Source organism: Streptomyces sp. NPDC020597 (assembly GCF_044335095.1).
Classification (GTDB): Bacteria; Actinomycetota; Actinomycetes; order Streptomycetales; family Streptomycetaceae; genus Streptomyces.
The window spans coordinates 68,941-83,695 of the sequence record NZ_JBIRUL010000032.1 but is presented as its reverse complement, the minus strand read 5'-3'; the positions used below and the strand labels follow the sequence as shown (position 1 = coordinate 83,695).

Sequence of the window (14,755 nt, the reverse complement as noted above, 5' to 3'; positions counted from 1 at the left end):
CCTGCGCCGACGGCGACAACTGCCTTGCGTCTCCCACCAGTTCACTCACGCAGGGATCAACGACTCAGAACACCTACCGTTTCGGATCAATATGTGCGGTGCCGGGCATGGCAGGTCCGTGGCGAGCAGCAACGACACCAGATCCGGCGTGCGGAGCGTCGGGCCCGATTCGGTGCGGGCGAGGGCCAGTTGCTCGTCCCGGGTCAATCGCACCTCGGACAGGGAGAAAGGAAGGTCCAACTCCTCCAACGCCTCGAAGAAGGCCACCACGACGACGACCGTGTGCGCTGCGCGCAGCACATCGGTCCGCTCCGCACGCCCCTGGGTGCGGTCCAGACGGGCGCCGACGCCGCGGATCGCATCGCGTCCGAGACCAAGGAGACGTCCATTGGCGTCGGCCATGCCGATCACCGTGCCGCTGACCCCGGCGGTCGCCAGATTCAACGCCCCACCGAGCGCCCGATCCAACCGGGCCAGCCGCGGCGGCTCGGCGCCGAGAAGCACCAACGCGTCGGCGAACGCCAGGAGTCTGCGTGTCACCATGTCCCCCAGTCCCGCATCTGTACAGGTTCGGCCGAGGTCGACGCTACCGCCCCTCGGTAGCGCCGTCGGTATGAATGCGAAGGACGGGGGACTGCCGAGCGGAGGGCTCAGCATCCGCTGCCGCGACCACGCCACACCCGAGTCTTGGACGAGCTCACCGCGCGCTTGCGTGAACTCGACGAGAGATCGAGAGCCTGGCGGTGACCGGTAAAGCGCTCCTGAGGATCTGCTGGTAGACCGGGCAGGCCGGCAGGGCGGGCGGCTCCTCGGCCGGCTCCGAGGTCGCCGGCGGGAGGGCGAAGGAGCACGTGACCGTCAGGACGGTGCCTGGCCCGAGCCGACGGCGGGAATCGGGCCTACCGGTTCAGTCTCGGGCGGGTGGCGCCGATCACCGTGTTCGACGTACAGGGGATCACCGAAGCCACCCGCTCCGCTAACATGTTCGAGCTCACGACGATTATGTTGAAATGACACATCGGCTGAAAAATTGATATCTAGGGTATTGCTAGGGTCCGGGCGAATACGCGGTCGTCTTCGGACAATTCCATGGCGTCAACCACGCACTGTGTTGTGGGTTGCGGTGACTGTGGTGGGCCTCGGATTTCTCATCGCACTGGAGATCGCCTCGCGTCGATACGGCGAGCGGGGGCCGATCACCGACCAGGCGCGAGAGGTGATCTTCGCCCCCAGGTCGGGGACCGTGCTGTACGCCAGCATGGCGTTGATGATGGTGGTGCTCACCTGGCGCCAGCGGTTCGTCGCGCTCGGTGCGGCGGTCGGCATCGACGTCGTCTTCTGGCTCGTGCGGCGGGCTGTGGGCGCCGAGATGATGTTCGGCAACGGCGCGTTGTGGGTGACATTGGCCTACGGTGTCATCGCCGTCACGCGCAGAACCGGCCAGGAGCGTGCCCTGCTGCTGAAAGGCGTGGGACTGGCCCTGCTGCTGGTGGCCGGCCGCAAGACCGGCTTCGCCTGGTTGCTGATCACGGCGAAGACCCGCCCGATGGTGCTGGACCAGTACGTGGCCACCGCCGATCACGCCCTGGGCAACCCGTCGTGGCTGGCGGGCCGGATCGTCGCGGCCACCGGCACGGTCGGCGCCCACATTCTCGAATGGGTCTACATCCAGCTCGCGGTCGCGGCGGTCGCTGTCGCGCTGTACCAACTGCGCCATGTGGCGGTCGAGCGCCGCTTCCCGGGCCATCATCTGGTGCGCACCTTCCTGGTCATCGGCCTGCTGGGACCCGGCATCTACATGATCTTCCCGGTGGTCGGACCGATCTTCGCCTACGGTGGGGACGGGGGGCACTGGGCCGTGGCCAACCTGTGGCCGGACACGCCCCCGCCGGTCGGCACTCCACAGCCGGTGCCTTTCAACGAGATCACCCCGCGCAACTGCATGCCCAGTCTGCACACGGCATGGGCCACCGCGATCTTCATCCATGCCCTCAAGGGCCCGTGGGTGCTGCGGTTCGCAGGCGCGTTCTGGCTGATCGCCACGCTGGGCGCAACGCTGGGCTTCGGCTACCACTACGGCGCGGACATCATCGCCGGTGTCGTGTTCACCCTCACGATCGATATGGCGCTGAGCTCCCTCGACCGCGGCTGGGACCGGTCGGCGAAGCGGTTCGTCGTCTACGGCGCGGCGGTCTTCACCGCCTTTCTGGCGTCCTACCGCTTCCTGTCGACGGAGATGGCCGCGCATCCGTGGGTGTTCGGCCCGCTGCTCATACTGGCAACGGCCTCCGTGGTCTACGGCTATGCACGGATCACCAGGCAGTCGGACCTGACGGCCGTGCCAACTCGCCTACCGGAGCCGCGACGCGAACCGCAGCGGCGGCCGGGTGCCGCAGGCCTTGCGGCAGCACCCAGTACCGATGAGCGCCATGGTGATCGCCTCGGTTCGAGGTGACGAGGGCGGTAGCCGGCCTGCGGGCACCACGAGACCGCGAATATCACGGCGGCCCGGAAGGACGCCCCGGTCTGCGGGCGCGAAGAGGACGCGGCCAAGAAGACCGTGAAGAAGACGCGGCGTAGGAACCGAGCAGCGCGTGACGCATCCATGCGGCCGCCTGGCGGGGAAGGGGGAGGCAGGGCTCCCGTTCGGTGTTGAACAGCCTGTCCGCGGATGACCGCGCCGGACTCGAGCGAGCAGGCCGGCGACCGTCGCACCTGCCGCCTGGGCGAGGGTGGTGGTGCGGCAGACGTACTGAAGGCGGCCTTGGTCGTCTTACCTGCCGAGCAGCAGCGTGCGGGGAGCAGCCAGGGAACCGGTGATCGCCTCGCTCGTCCCGCGGACCTGCTGGTGAAGACGCATCATTTTAGGGGCGCGCTGTTCCGGCCTCCCCACCACGCCTCCAGCTTCCCGCAGCAGGCGTGGCGGCAAAGCAGCGTTGCGTTGGGGGGGCGCAGCGATGGTGGACTGCCGTCTACCGGGTTGCAGACGGGCCCCGTGGCACGGCAGTGTGCGAGCAGGTTGACCCGCAGCTCAGGAGGCACTCTCGTGGAGGTCGTTTCATCTCGTCGTGTCGCCCTTCTTGGGGGAGGCTTTTCGACAGATGAGGACGGCCTCCTCGACGACTGGCTGCTTGACCATGCGAGGAGCCCCCGACCCAGGGTGTGCTTCGTTCCAACTGCCAGTGGCGACGCGCCCGCATACATCGATCAGTTCTTGAGCGCGTTCAGGCCACGTAACTGCGAGCCGTCTGTCCTGTCATTGTTCCGGCGAGAGCTGGACGACGACGCGCTGCGGGCGTTTCTGCTCAGCCAGGACGTCGTGTACGTCGGCGGTGGCAATACCGCGAACCTGCTGGCGGTCTGGCGTGCGCATGGGGTCGACCGGCTGCTGTGCGACGCATACAACAGCGGGACGCTGCTGTGCGGAATCAGTGCCGGCGCCAACTGCTGGGCGGAGGGCTCGCATACGGATTCCTTCGGGCCGCTCACGTTCCTGCAGGACGGGCTGGGCCTCCTGCCGGGCTCGGTGTGTCCGCACTACGACAGCGAACCAGGGCGCCGCGTCTCCTACCAGGAAGCTGTAGTTACTGGCATGCTGTCCGCCGGCTGGGCGGTTGAGGACGGGGTGGGGGCCCTCTTCACGGACGGGCGCCTTGAGGAAGCCGTCACCCGGACTCCGGAGGCCCGACTGTACGTGGTGCAGGCAGATGCGGATCATGAGGTCATCGAGCGACCGCTGTCATGCCGATTGCTCAATGAACGAGAGTGATGCGTAGGTCATGTTCCTTGGGCTGACCGGCGGGTGACCAGGTAGTCGGACCAGCTGTCGCCCGCGAGCCGGGCCCAGTCACACCCTCCGCAGGCACCCCTTGGAATCGATCATCTAGGAGTTGCGGGTCAGGACGTCGGCGACGGCGCATAGTGGTGGGCAAGATCGGTTGCGAGGTCGCGGAGGTGAGCCCTGGCTTCGGTGGGACCGTGCACAGTGATGGCGCTCCCGAACGGCAGTAGTGTTCGCACGTCCTCCAGACGCAGGAAGCGGATTGTCACCTTGTGGCCGGTGGCGGATTCTTCATGGTCGTCCCGGACGAGTCGTAGGCCAAAGATCCGTTGCGCTCGCTCGATCTGGGTCCGGTCGATGGTGGCGCTGACCTCTATCGCGTGGTTGTGTTCCCACTGATCAATGAGCGCGGCAGCGACGGTGGCCAGGGTCTGGCTCTCCCGGATCCGTCGTGGCAGGTCGACTTCTTTCCACGCCGTGATCCGTTCGAGTCGGTACATCCGTGGCGCTTTGGCACAGTCGGCGACGAGGTACCAGACGCCGGCCTTGGCGAACAGCCCGTAGGGATCCACGACCAGGTCGCGTGGGCATGACGCGCGTGGGCTGTCGTACTCGATCCGTAGCCGGCGACCTCGCCGCACTGTGCCGATCAGCGAGGCCGGAGTCGTGCCGGAAGCTGGTGCCTGACGCCAGGGACGGCTGTCCACGTGCACTACGTCGGTGAGCGGCAGGAGCTCATGAACTCGACGTGGCTGTGCAGCGGCGATCTTGGAGAGCGCGCGCCGGCTTTCGTCCGATGCGTTGAGCTCGGCACGTTGCTTCTCATCCAGCCCGGTGAGCGACAGATGATCACGCTCGCCCGGAGTGAGTCGCGTGAGGTCGAGCCCGGCTCCGGGGAGCATGGTCACGCCTCCGAGGCGGCCCCGGTGTGCGGTCACCGGCAGACCGGCGTCGCGGAGCCAGTTCAGGTCTCGGGTGATCGTTCGAAGGGACACCCCGAGCGCTGAGGCGAGTTCCTGTGTGGTCACCGCATCCCTCGACTCGAGGAGCAGCATCAGCGTGAAGAAGCGGTCTGGGGTCACCCACCAATTTTCTCGGAAATCACGACACGATGCGGCGCATATCCCGGCCAGGCTGGTGGATGCGCACCTACCACCTGCGAAAAGGAACAACCATGACCACATCCGTCGTGTCCATCGTCTACGTGAACGACGCTCCCGCCGCAGCGCGTTTCTACGGCGGCCTCCTCGGCATGAGCCCCTCGTTCGAGACTTCGGGATACATCACCTTCGACCTCGGGCCAGGTGCTGACCTCGGTGTGTGGTCTGGCCAGTTCGAGGATCTGTCACCGGAGGTCCCGCGCACCAGTGAGGTGTGCCTGGCCGTCGACGGTGGACCCGACGAGATCAACACGATCTTTGAGCAGTGGAATGCCATGGGGGTCACGATCCTGCGCGAGCCGCATGATGCAGGGTTCGGGGTGACCTTCCTCGCAGCCGATCCTGACGGGAACCGTATCCGCGTCGCACCGCGGGGCTGAAAAGGCCGTAATGCCGTAATGCGGCAGGCGCGCACGACAGGTGTCGCGCCTGCCGTCTCCGACTTCGAGAGGACGGCGAGTGCCCCACGCGAATACGCCCGTGAGCCGAGGGCCGCAGGCGGCTCGTGGATGTCGATGCCGGTGGAGTCCATGCCGGTCACGCCCGCTGAGGTCAGGCCGCTGCGGGCGACTCACCGTGCGTCTCCCCGTTATGTTTTCCGCGGCCGCGGGCTTCCGGCGTGAGGTGGGCGCCAGCCTCCGTGGGCGGGCTGCTGCTGCTCGTAGCCGGCGTCGTTGGATCGGGGGTGGCTGCGAGCTTCAGGGTGGAACGGTTGGTTGGAGCCAGGCTCTCAGTGGAGGGCGACGGCGGTCCATGACACTGGTGGCAGTTCGATGCTGAGTACGCCGTCGGTGAGTTTCGCGGTCGTGTTCGGCGCCGGGGTGACCCGGTTCTGTTGTTCCAGGGTGTTCTTCGCGTGCGGGTCGGGGTCGGCGAGTGTGAGTGCCTCGGTGAGGTGCGACGAGCCGAGGCTGCGGATGTCGACGGTGACCTGTGCGGGCTCGTGCAGGTCGCGGTTGACGAGGAAGACCGCGGCCCGGTCTTCGTCGGCAGTCGCGATGGCGTCGATGACGGATGCCTCGCCGTGGCGTGCGGTGTCGTACACCGGTGCCTGGACGAGAGACCGGATCACCTCGCCGGAGGCGAGCCGGCTGGTGATGGAGAACGGGTAGAAGGTCGTCTGCCGCCAGGCCGGTCCGCCGGGCTCGGTCATGATGGGCGCGATCACGTTGACCAGTTGCGCGAGGGAGGCGGACGTGACGCGGTCGCTGTGCTTGAGCAGCGTCATCAGCAGGTTGCCTACGACGACGGCGTCCGCCACCGTGTAGAGGTCTTCCAGCTGCCGGGGGGCATGACGCCACTCGTCGTTGACCTCGTCGGACTCGTGGTGTTCCTTTTGGTACCAGACGTTCCATTCGTCGAAGGAGATGTTGATCTTCTTGGTGGAGCGTTTCTTGTAGCCGACGTGGTCGGCGGTCGCGACGACCGTGTCGATGAAGTAGTCCATGTCGGTCGCCGAGGCGAGGAAGGAGCCGAGGTCGCCGTCGAGCTCCTGGTAGTAGGCGTGGCAGGAGACGTAGTCGACGTGGTCGTAGGCGTGCTCGAGCACCGTGCGCTCCCAGTCGCCGAAGGTCGGCATCCAGGAGCCGGAGGAGCCGCAGACGACGAGTTCGAGGTCCTTGTCGGCCGTCTTCATCGCGCCGGCGGTACGGGCGGCGAGCTTGCCGTAGTCGTCGGCCGTCATGAAGCCGGTCTGCCAGGGTCCGTCCATCTCGTTGCCCAGGCACCACATGCGCACGTTGTGCGGCTGGGGCGAGCCGTTGGCGACGCGCAGGTCCGACAGCGCCGTACCGGAGGGGTGGTTGGCGTACTCGAGCAGGTCCAGGGCGGGGAGGATGCCCCGCGTGCCGAGGTTGACCGCGAGCATCATCTCGGAGTCGGTGAGCTTGAGCCAGCGGGCGAACTCGTCCAGGCCGACCTGGTTCGACTCCAGCGAATGCCAGGCGAGGTCGCGGCGCACCGGGCGCTTGTCGCGTGGACCGATGGAGTCCTCCCAGCGGAAGCCGGACACGAAGTTGCCGCCCGGGTAGCGGACGGTCCGGGTACCCAGCTCTCGGACCAGTTCGACGACGTCCATACGGAACCCGTCCTCGTTCGCGCTCGGGTGTTCCGGCTCGTAGAGCCCGGTGTACACGCACCGGCCGAGGTGTTCGACGAACGAGCCGAAGGTGCGGCGTCGGACAGGAGCGATGACGGCCTGCCTGTCGAGAATGACGTGGGCGCGAGGCAATGCAGTGGTCCTTTGCGGTTCAGGACGGGAGTGGGGCAGGGGAGGACGCGCTACCTGGCGGAGCCTGCGGTCAGGCCCTTGCGCCAGGCGGACGTGCTATTTGACGGAGCCTGCGGTCAGGCCCTTGCGCCAGTACCGCTGGAGGCTGATGAAGGCGACGAGCAGGGGGACCAGCGACAGGGCCGCACCGGTGATCGACAGCAGCGGTGGCACACCGTTGGCGAACTCCGAGCGCCACTGCACCAGACCCACGGTGACGGGCTGCAGTGAGGAGGAGTTGAGCATGAGTGAGGGCAGCAGGTAGTTGTTCCAGATGCCGACGAACTGGAACAGGAAGACGGTCACCAGCGCCGGGGCCATCAGCGGCAGGGCGATCCGGAAGAAGGTGCGCTGTTCGCCTGCCCCGTCGAGCCGTGCCGCCTCCAGGAGTTCGTCCGGGACGGACGCCGCGGCGAAGATCCGGCACAGGTAGACGCCGAACGGGCTGACACAGCTGGGCAGCAGCACCGACCAGTAGGAGTCGGTGAGGTCGAGCTTGGCCATGAGCAGGAACAACGGCAGGGCGAACATCGGCGCCGGAATGAGAACCGAGGCGAGGATGACGTTGAACGCGCTTTCCCGGCCGCGGAAGCTGAACTTGGACAGCGCGTAGCCGGCCATCGCGGACAGCAGGGTGCTGACGGTCGCGCCGACGAGGCTGTACAGAGCGCTGTTGGCGAGCCAGGTGGAGAATATGCCGCCCTCGAAGGAGAACACGGCTTTGACGTTGGCGACCAGGTCGAAGTGTGAGAACCACAGCGGCGTACCGGTGTAGAGGTAGCCCGAGCCCTTGGTCGCGGAGACCAGCAGCCACCACAGCGGGATCAGCGTGTACAGGGCCATCAGGCCCAGCACCGCGTTGACGGCGACCTTGCCGGCGATCTCGGTGCCGCGGTGGCCCGGTCGGGCGGGCCGGCCGGCGCGTATCGGGCTCATGCCATCGCTCCCTTGCGCTGGGTGTACCTGAGGAATCCGAACGACAGCAACAGGGTGAGCAGCGCGAGCACGACGGACTGGGCGGCGGCCAGGTTCTGGTCGCCCAGATCCATGCCCAGGGTCGTGTTCATGATCGGGGAGAACTTCGGCGAGACGCCCGGGACGCGCGCGCCGACCAGCACCGCCGGCTCGGTGTACAACTGCGACGTGCCGATGATGGAGAAGACCGTCGTCAGCACCAGCGCGGGACGCACCAGCGGGATCTTCACCGACCACGCCAGGCGCCATCCGGTGCAGCCGTCGAGCGCGGCGGCCTCCATCACCTCGGCGGGGATCGTCTGCAGCGCGGAGTAGATGATCAGCATGTTGTAGCCGGTCCAGCCCCACGTGATCATGTTCCCGATGGAGACCGGGACCCAGGACGGCGACAGGAAGTCGGCGTCGATCCCGAGGTGGGCCAGCGGTCCGGTGAACGGCGACAGGCTCTTCGCCAGGAGGAAGGACCACATCACCGCGGCGATCGCACCCGGCAGCGCGTAGGGCAGGAAGAAGGCGAGCCGGAAGGTCTTGCGCAGCCGTGCCGAGCGGGAGTCCAGCAGGAGGGCGAGCAGCAGGGCCAGGCCGAGCATGACCGGGACCTGGACGCAGCCCAGCAGCACGACCCGGATGATCGACGCGGTGAACTCGTGGTCGCCGAAGGCGGCGGCGTAGTTGGACAGTCCCGCGAACTGCGTCGACTGCGTGCCGCCGAACAGCCCGGCGCGGTGGACGGTGAGGAAGCTCTGGTAGATCGCATAGCAGATCGGCGCGACCATCATGGTCAGGAAGAGCACCGCGAACGGCGCCAGGAAACCCGACGCGGTCAACGCGGTACGGCGGCCGGTGCGCCGAGGCCGGCCGGCAGGGGGGACGCGGGGGATGACCGAGGGCACCGACCGTGGCGGCGACGCGGTCCGGGTGCTGCTGGGACTGCTCATGAAAACCTCGCTGGGCGGTTCGTCGTCGGGGAGCGGGGCCCCCGCGGCGCCGGGTACGGGCGGCCGCGGGAACCCTTCGGGGCGGCTGGAGTCCCGCTGCCTCAGCCGCCGGTGACCGACAGCCCGAGCTGCTTGATCGCGGCGACCGTCGAGGCCTGGACCTTGGTGACCGCGTCCGGATAGGCGCCGGAGCCGATGGCGCCGGTGAAGTCCGTCTCGACCTGCTGGTAGGTCGGGCCGTTGGTCCAGGTGGTGGGAACCTGTGCGGCGGAGGCCTTGTACAGGTCGCCGACCTTCTGGCCGCCGAAGAACGGGTCGCCCCCGGTGAGCGACGAATCGTCCTGTCCGGCCTTCGACGCCGGGTACAGACCGCCCTCGATGCCCGCCTTCACGGCCTGCGGGTCGCTGGACAGGAACGTGGCGAACTGCTCGGCTTCGCGCGGCGTCTTGCACCCGCGCATCACCGAAGTGGCCGAGCCGCCGTTGCTGGAGCTCTTGCCGTCGCCGGCGCTCCAGGTGGGCATCGGGGCGACCCGCCACTTGCCGGACTGGCCCTTCAGGTCCGACTTCAGGCCGCCGGCGGCCCAGGACGCGTTGACGAACGTCAGCACCTTGCCGGCTTCGGAGGCCTTGTCGAACTGCGGGTCCCAGGCGTTGCCGGTCTTCGTCACCAGCCCCTTGTCCTTCATGCCCTGCCAGTATTCGGCGACCTTCCGGGTGCCGGGGTTGTCGATGCTGACGGTCCAGCTGTCTCCGTGGGTCGAGTACCAGGACTGGCCGGTCTGCAGGCTGTAGGCCGCCAGATCGTTGCCGTCGCCGGGCGCGGTGCCGAACTTCACGCTCGGATCGGCGGCGGCGACCTTCTCGGCGTCGGCCTTGTACTCGGCCCAGGTGGCCGGAGGCTTGGTGATGCCGTACTTGGCGAACAGGTCCTTGCGGTAGAAGAGGACCATCGGGCCGACGTCCACCGGGACTCCGTAGATCTTGCCGCCGACGCTGGAGGCGGAGACGGCCGACGGGACGTACTTGGCCATGTCGGCATTCGCGTACTCGGTGATGTCCATGACCGTGTTCTTCACGAGCATCGACGGGATGGTCTGGTACTCGATCTGGGCCAGGCACGGGCCCTTGCCGGCGGTGATCGCGTTGGTGATCTGGGTGTAGCCGCCCTTGCCGCCCGACGGGATCTTCTTGAAGGTGATCTTGCTGTCCGGGTGGGAGGAGTTCCACTGGGCGACGATCTTCTCGTAGGGGGCCCAGCCCCAGAACTCCATGCTCACCGGCCCGGTCTGGCCCTTGTCGGCGGTGTCGGAGGCGTTGTCGGCGCCGCTGCACGCGCCGAGGCCGGCCACGAGGAGCGCCGCGGTGGCGAACGTCAGGACTCTTCGAGTGCGTATGGTGGTGCTGTCCATGTGAGGGAACCTTCTGTGACAGGGGCTGACTTGCTGGACGGCCGGTGGGCGGGCGGGCAAGGCCCGCCTACCGGCTGGTGGCGAACTCCACGACGAACGCCGTGGTGACCGCGGCCAGGACGGCCGGCGCCGACGGGCCCGGGCCGCAGGCCGCGCTGCCCAGACCGTGGTGTGCGTGGTCGAGGTGCAGATGGAGTCGGCCGTCGCGGATCAGGTCGTGCTGGTGGGCCGCGGCGGCCAGGGCTTCGGTGCTCCAAGGGCGAACGGTCAGGTCGATGACCGGGTCGCCGGTGATGAGCAGGGTGCCGTCCGGGGTGGTGACCGTGGCGTGGCGGACTTGGTGGCGGTTGCCGTTCTCCTGCGGGCGGACCTGGGGGATCTGCATCGCCGAGACGGTCGACCGGTGGCGGCCGACGCGCGCGGCGGCGCGGGAGTCGCGGTACGCCTCACCGGGGCCGGGACCGAACCACTCGACTTCGGCGTCGGTGCCGGGCAGTGACATCGCCACGCCCAGTCGGGGCAGCGGCACCGTCCACGGGCCGTCGGGGGTGACGACGGTTTCCAGCCGGAGCCGGGACCGGCCCGCATGCGGTGCGTCGCAGACCGTCCAGCGGTAGACCACGCCGAGCCCGCAGGAGGACCCTGCGGCGGCCAGCCGGGCGGTGACCGTGAGTCCCGACGCGTCGGGCTCGACACCCAGGACGTCGTGGCGCATCCGGTGCAGTCCGGCGGCGAGCCAGGCGTCGGTCTGCGGCGCGCCGGAGGCGTTGAGCAGGTCGTTGTCGATCGGAGCCCGCCAGACGTCGAGCCTCGGACCGTCGAGTTCGAGGTCGCCGAGCCGTGTCAGCATCCCGCTGCGGGCGTCGAACCACGCCGGACCCAGTGCGATGAACCCGTCGCGGGCGATCGCCGCAACCGGTGCGAAGGGAACGGGGGAGGCGGGCGGAGCCGCGACCCGTCCCTGGGCCCAGGCGATCTCGTGGCCGGCCCCGGCCCAGGTCTCCTCGGCGGCGAGCACCGCGGTCACCGTCAGCCAGACCTCTTGGCCGGAGTCCTTCTCGCGCGCTGCTTCGAGCGTGGCGGTGACGTCGGCGGGCCACGCGACGGTTGTCGTCGCGCCCGGAGCGGTCGCGGGCACGGTCAGGCCGCCGGAGCCCACCGGGTTGCCGCCGTCCTCGACCGTCCACCGGAATTCCAGGTAGCCGCTGTCGCGGACGTGGTGCAGGTTGTGCAGGCCGATCTGCCGGGTCGCCGGGTCGATGTGGATCCGGACCGGTTCGATGACCTTCTTGTACTCGATCAGGCCCGGCGACGGCGTGCGGTCGGGGAAGAGCAGCCCGTCGGCGACGAAGTTGCCGTCGTGGACCTCCTCGCCGAAGTCGCCGCCGTAGGCGTAGAAGGTGCGGGGGTCCTCCTGCCCGGTGAGCCGGGCGATCCCGTGGTCGATCCACTCCCAGATGAAGCCTCCGGCCAGGCGCGGATGCGCCTCGATGACCTGCTGGTACTCGGACAGCCCGCCGGGGCCGGTGCCCATGGCGTGTCCGTACTCGCACAGCACGGCAGGAAGGGCGCGGCGGTGCGCGTCGTCGGCCGGATCGGCCGTCGGCGCCTCCTGCCCGCGCCCCACGGCGGCCAGCTCGTCCACACCGATGTACATGCGGGAGTACAGGTCGACGTACGCGCAGCTCGCGTAGTCGCCCTCGTAGTGGATCAGGCGGCTGTCGTCGCGCTGCCGGATCCACGCGGCCGCGGCGGCCAGGTTGGTTCCGGTGCCGGACTCGTTCCCCAGCGACCAGACGATGACCGAGGGATGGTTCTTGTCGCGTTCCACCAGCCGCGCAGCGCGGTCGAGGTAGGCCTCGCGCCACGCGGGGTCGTCGCTGGGGTTGCGCCGCCAGCCGCCGGGCTCGAAGCCGTGCGTCTCGAGGTCGCCCTCGCAGAACACCCACAGGCCGTGCTCGTCGCACAGGTCCAGGAAACGGTGGTCGGGCGGGTAGTGGCTGGTGCGCACCGCGTTGATGTTGTGCTGCTTCATCAGCAGCACGTCGGCCAGCATGGTCTCCTCGGTCAGGGTCCGCCCCGTCAGGGGATGCCATTCGTGGCGGTTGACGCCCCGCAGATAGATCGGCCTGCCGTTCACGCTCAGGACGCCGTCCACGACGGCCACGGTGCGGAAGCCGATGCGCAGCGGTATGCGCTCCCCGGCCTCGGAGACCAGTTCCCCCGCGTACAGGCGCGGCCGCTCGTCCGACCAGGGCTCGATGCCGTCGATCACGTGCGGGCCGGCCGGATCGGCGGCGGATATGCCGAGCTCGGGCACCGACAGGGACACTCCGGTGGAGGCCGTGACGTCGACGGCCAGGGTGCCCTGCCCCGTCGTGTGGTCGTAGGCGGCGTGGACGAAGTAGTCCTCGACCCCGCGGGCGGTCACGGACACCGACCGGAAGATCCCGGACAGCCACCACATGTCCTGGTCTTCCAGGTAGCTGCCGGACGACCACTGGTGCACGCGGACCGCGAGTACGTTCCGGCCGGGCCGCACAGTGGCGGAGACGTCGAACTCGGTGGTCAGCCGGCTGCCCTTGCCGTCGCCGAGCCGGATGCCGTTGAGCCACACCGCGAACGCGGAGTCGACGCCCTCGAACCGGAGCACCGCAGTCGACGCCGGGAACCCGTCCGGCACGTCGAACTCGCGGCGGTACTCACCGGTCGGGTTGTGCCGGGGCACGCGGGGCGGGTCGACCGGGAACGGGTAGAGGATGTTGGTGTAGGCCGGGGCGCCGTAGCGGAGTTCGCCGGGCAGACCGGTCATCTGCCAGCAGGAGGGCACGGCGAGCAGGTCCCAGTCGGTGTCGTCGAAGTCCGGTTCGGCCAGGCACTCGGTGAGGTCGTCCAGCCCTGACGCCAGGCGGAATCGCCAGTCGCCGTCGAGCGCGATCGTGGGCAGGTCGGTGGCGAACGCGGCGCGTGGGCGCAGCCGCCCGGTGCCGGGCGACCGGTCTTCGACGTAGGCGGTGGGGCGGAGGCTGTTCATCAGCGGAGGTGCTCTCTCTCGGGATGCGCAGTGGTGGGGGAGGACGGCGGGGAAGGGCTGCGCCGGCGGCTCGCGGGGTGAGCCGTGGCAGGTCAGGCTGTGCCGGGCGCCGATCGGTCGCCCCGGGCGGGGCCGCTGCTGTCCCTGACGGTCAGGACCGGGCGCAGCAGCGATACGACGTTGGTCGGCGGCCGGCCGGAGTCGACGGCTCGTAGCAGTAGTTCGACGGCCTGCTGGGCCATCTCGCGCTTGGGGAAGGTGACCGTGGTCAGCGCCGGCCGGATCCGCCCGACCTGCGCGATGTCGTCGAAGCCGACGACGCTGACGTCGTCGGGGACCCGCCGTCCCGACCGGACCACCGCCTCGATGGCGCCGATGGCCAGGATGTCGTGGGTGGCGAAGATCGCTGTCAGCTCGGGATCCGCCTCGAGCGCGGCAGCGGCCGCGGCGAACCCGCCGGCGGCGTCGTCGCTGGTGCAGGCCAGCACCTTGCGGTCGTCCAGGCCACCGTCGGCGAACGCCCGGCGCAACCCCACGACGCGCGGTGTGTGCGCGGGGAGGTCGGCGATCACCGCGATGTTCCGGTGGCCGAGATCCCACAGGTGCCGTCCGGCCAGGAATCCCGCGTGCTCGTAGTCGATGGACACGACCGGGAGTGTGGTCGGCGGGTCGCCCTCCCAGGCGCACAACGCGACCGGGAAGTTGGCCGCGGCGAGCATCGGCAGCTGCTGTTCGACGCCGTTGTCCCCGGCGACCAGCAGGGCGTCCACCGAGCGCGCGGTGAGGTTCTCCAGGTGGGCCCGGGTGTAGTCGGGATCGTTCCGTGTCGTGGCGAGCAGCAGGTTGTAACCGTGGCCGACCAGGAGGTTCTCCACCTCCTCGACCACCTCCGAATAGAAGGCGTTGGCCACCGACGGCACGAACAGCCCCACCGTCGACGTGCTGCCGGTGCGCAGCGAGCGCGCCACCAGGTTCGGCCTGTAGCCGAGTTCGGCGATCGCCTTGTTCACCTTCGCCAGGGTCTCCGGCCGGACCTTCTTGCCGGACACCACGTTGGAGACGGTCTGCTTGGTGACTCCCGCCCGAGCTGCCACCTCCGCCATTGTGACCACGTCGGCCCTCATAACTTTTATCGATCCACGAAAGTGGCGTCAGCGTAGGGCGGCTGTCGCGACAGGGCAAGACT

General features: G+C 68.7%; 12 protein-coding genes. 4 read left to right on the top strand and 8 right to left on the bottom strand.

All coding sequences use genetic code 11. The features are described 5' to 3' along the window. Window positions 1–45: 45 nt before the first annotated feature. Window positions 46–543, bottom strand: a complete 498-nt coding sequence (locus tag ACH4ZA_RS34605; RefSeq protein ID WP_398433194.1) for a hypothetical protein — start codon at window positions 541–543, stop codon at window positions 46–48. Between the two features lie 586 nt (window positions 544–1,129). Here ACH4ZA_RS34605 and ACH4ZA_RS34600 point away from each other — a divergent pair. Further along, window positions 1,130–2,455 (top strand): phosphatase PAP2 family protein, encoded by a 1,326-nt coding sequence (locus ACH4ZA_RS34600; protein WP_398433197.1) that lies wholly within the window; start codon window positions 1,130–1,132, stop codon window positions 2,453–2,455. 591 nt (window positions 2,456–3,046) lie between these two features. After that, complete coding sequence (locus ACH4ZA_RS34595; protein WP_398433193.1) at window positions 3,047–3,769, top strand: Type 1 glutamine amidotransferase-like domain-containing protein; 723 nt, start codon at window positions 3,047–3,049, stop codon at window positions 3,767–3,769. Window positions 3,770–3,897: 128 nt separating this feature from the next. Here the strand turns inward: ACH4ZA_RS34595 and ACH4ZA_RS34590 are convergent, their stop codons facing one another. Further along, complete coding sequence (locus tag ACH4ZA_RS34590; RefSeq protein ID WP_398433191.1) at window positions 3,898–4,863, bottom strand: helix-turn-helix transcriptional regulator; 966 nt, start codon at window positions 4,861–4,863, stop codon at window positions 3,898–3,900. A 92-nt stretch (window positions 4,864–4,955) separates the two neighbouring features. On the opposite strand from ACH4ZA_RS34590, the gene ACH4ZA_RS34585 reads away from it, so the two are divergent. Beyond that, entirely contained in the window at window positions 4,956–5,321 is a 366-nt protein-coding gene (locus ACH4ZA_RS34585; RefSeq protein WP_398433190.1) for a VOC family protein, read from the top strand. A gap of 350 nt (window positions 5,322–5,671) precedes the next feature. On the opposite strand, the gene ACH4ZA_RS34580 is transcribed toward ACH4ZA_RS34585, so the two are convergent. The 3 genes from ACH4ZA_RS34580 to ACH4ZA_RS34570 all read right to left on the bottom strand — a co-directional run bounded on the left by ACH4ZA_RS34580 (window position 5,672) and on the right by ACH4ZA_RS34570 (window position 9,123). After that, window positions 5,672–7,171, bottom strand: a complete 1,500-nt coding sequence (locus tag ACH4ZA_RS34580; protein WP_398433189.1) for an alpha-N-arabinofuranosidase — start codon at window positions 7,169–7,171, stop codon at window positions 5,672–5,674. A gap of 96 nt (window positions 7,172–7,267) precedes the next feature. Then, on the bottom strand, window positions 7,268–8,146 hold the full coding sequence (locus ACH4ZA_RS34575) for a carbohydrate ABC transporter permease (protein WP_398433188.1): 879 nt from the start codon (window positions 8,144–8,146) through the stop codon (window positions 7,268–7,270). After that, window positions 8,143–9,123 carry a carbohydrate ABC transporter permease gene (locus ACH4ZA_RS34570; protein WP_398433187.1) on the bottom strand — a complete coding sequence of 327 codons (981 nt, stop codon included), beginning with the start codon at window positions 9,121–9,123 and terminating at the stop codon, window positions 8,143–8,145. Before ACH4ZA_RS34570 ends, ACH4ZA_RS34575 begins: the two co-directional genes overlap by 4 nt. Between ACH4ZA_RS34570 and ACH4ZA_RS34565 the strand changes: the two genes are divergently transcribed. Then, window positions 9,065–9,238: a hypothetical protein gene (locus ACH4ZA_RS34565; RefSeq protein ID WP_398433198.1), complete on the top strand. Its 174-nt coding sequence runs from the start codon at window positions 9,065–9,067 to the stop codon at window positions 9,236–9,238. The genes ACH4ZA_RS34570 and ACH4ZA_RS34565 overlap by 59 nt on opposite strands. Here ACH4ZA_RS34565 and ACH4ZA_RS34560 read toward each other — a convergent pair. The 3 genes from ACH4ZA_RS34560 to ACH4ZA_RS34550 all read right to left on the bottom strand — a co-directional run bounded on the left by ACH4ZA_RS34560 (window position 9,225) and on the right by ACH4ZA_RS34550 (window position 14,672). Next, window positions 9,225–10,535 carry an ABC transporter substrate-binding protein gene (locus ACH4ZA_RS34560; RefSeq protein ID WP_398433186.1) on the bottom strand — a complete coding sequence of 437 codons (1,311 nt, stop codon included), beginning with the start codon at window positions 10,533–10,535 and terminating at the stop codon, window positions 9,225–9,227. The two genes, ACH4ZA_RS34565 and ACH4ZA_RS34560, sit on opposite strands and share 14 nt — an antisense overlap. A 67-nt stretch (window positions 10,536–10,602) precedes the next feature. Then, window positions 10,603–13,569 (bottom strand): glycoside hydrolase family 2 TIM barrel-domain containing protein, encoded by a 2,967-nt coding sequence (locus ACH4ZA_RS34555; protein ID WP_398433185.1) that lies wholly within the window; start codon window positions 13,567–13,569, stop codon window positions 10,603–10,605. Window positions 13,570–13,661: 92 nt separating this feature from the next. Then, the gene (locus tag ACH4ZA_RS34550) at window positions 13,662–14,672 is read right to left on the bottom strand and encodes a LacI family DNA-binding transcriptional regulator (protein WP_398433184.1); all 1,011 of its coding nucleotides are present in this window, start codon (window positions 14,670–14,672) and stop codon (window positions 13,662–13,664) included. Window positions 14,673–14,755: the final 83 nt, after the last annotated feature.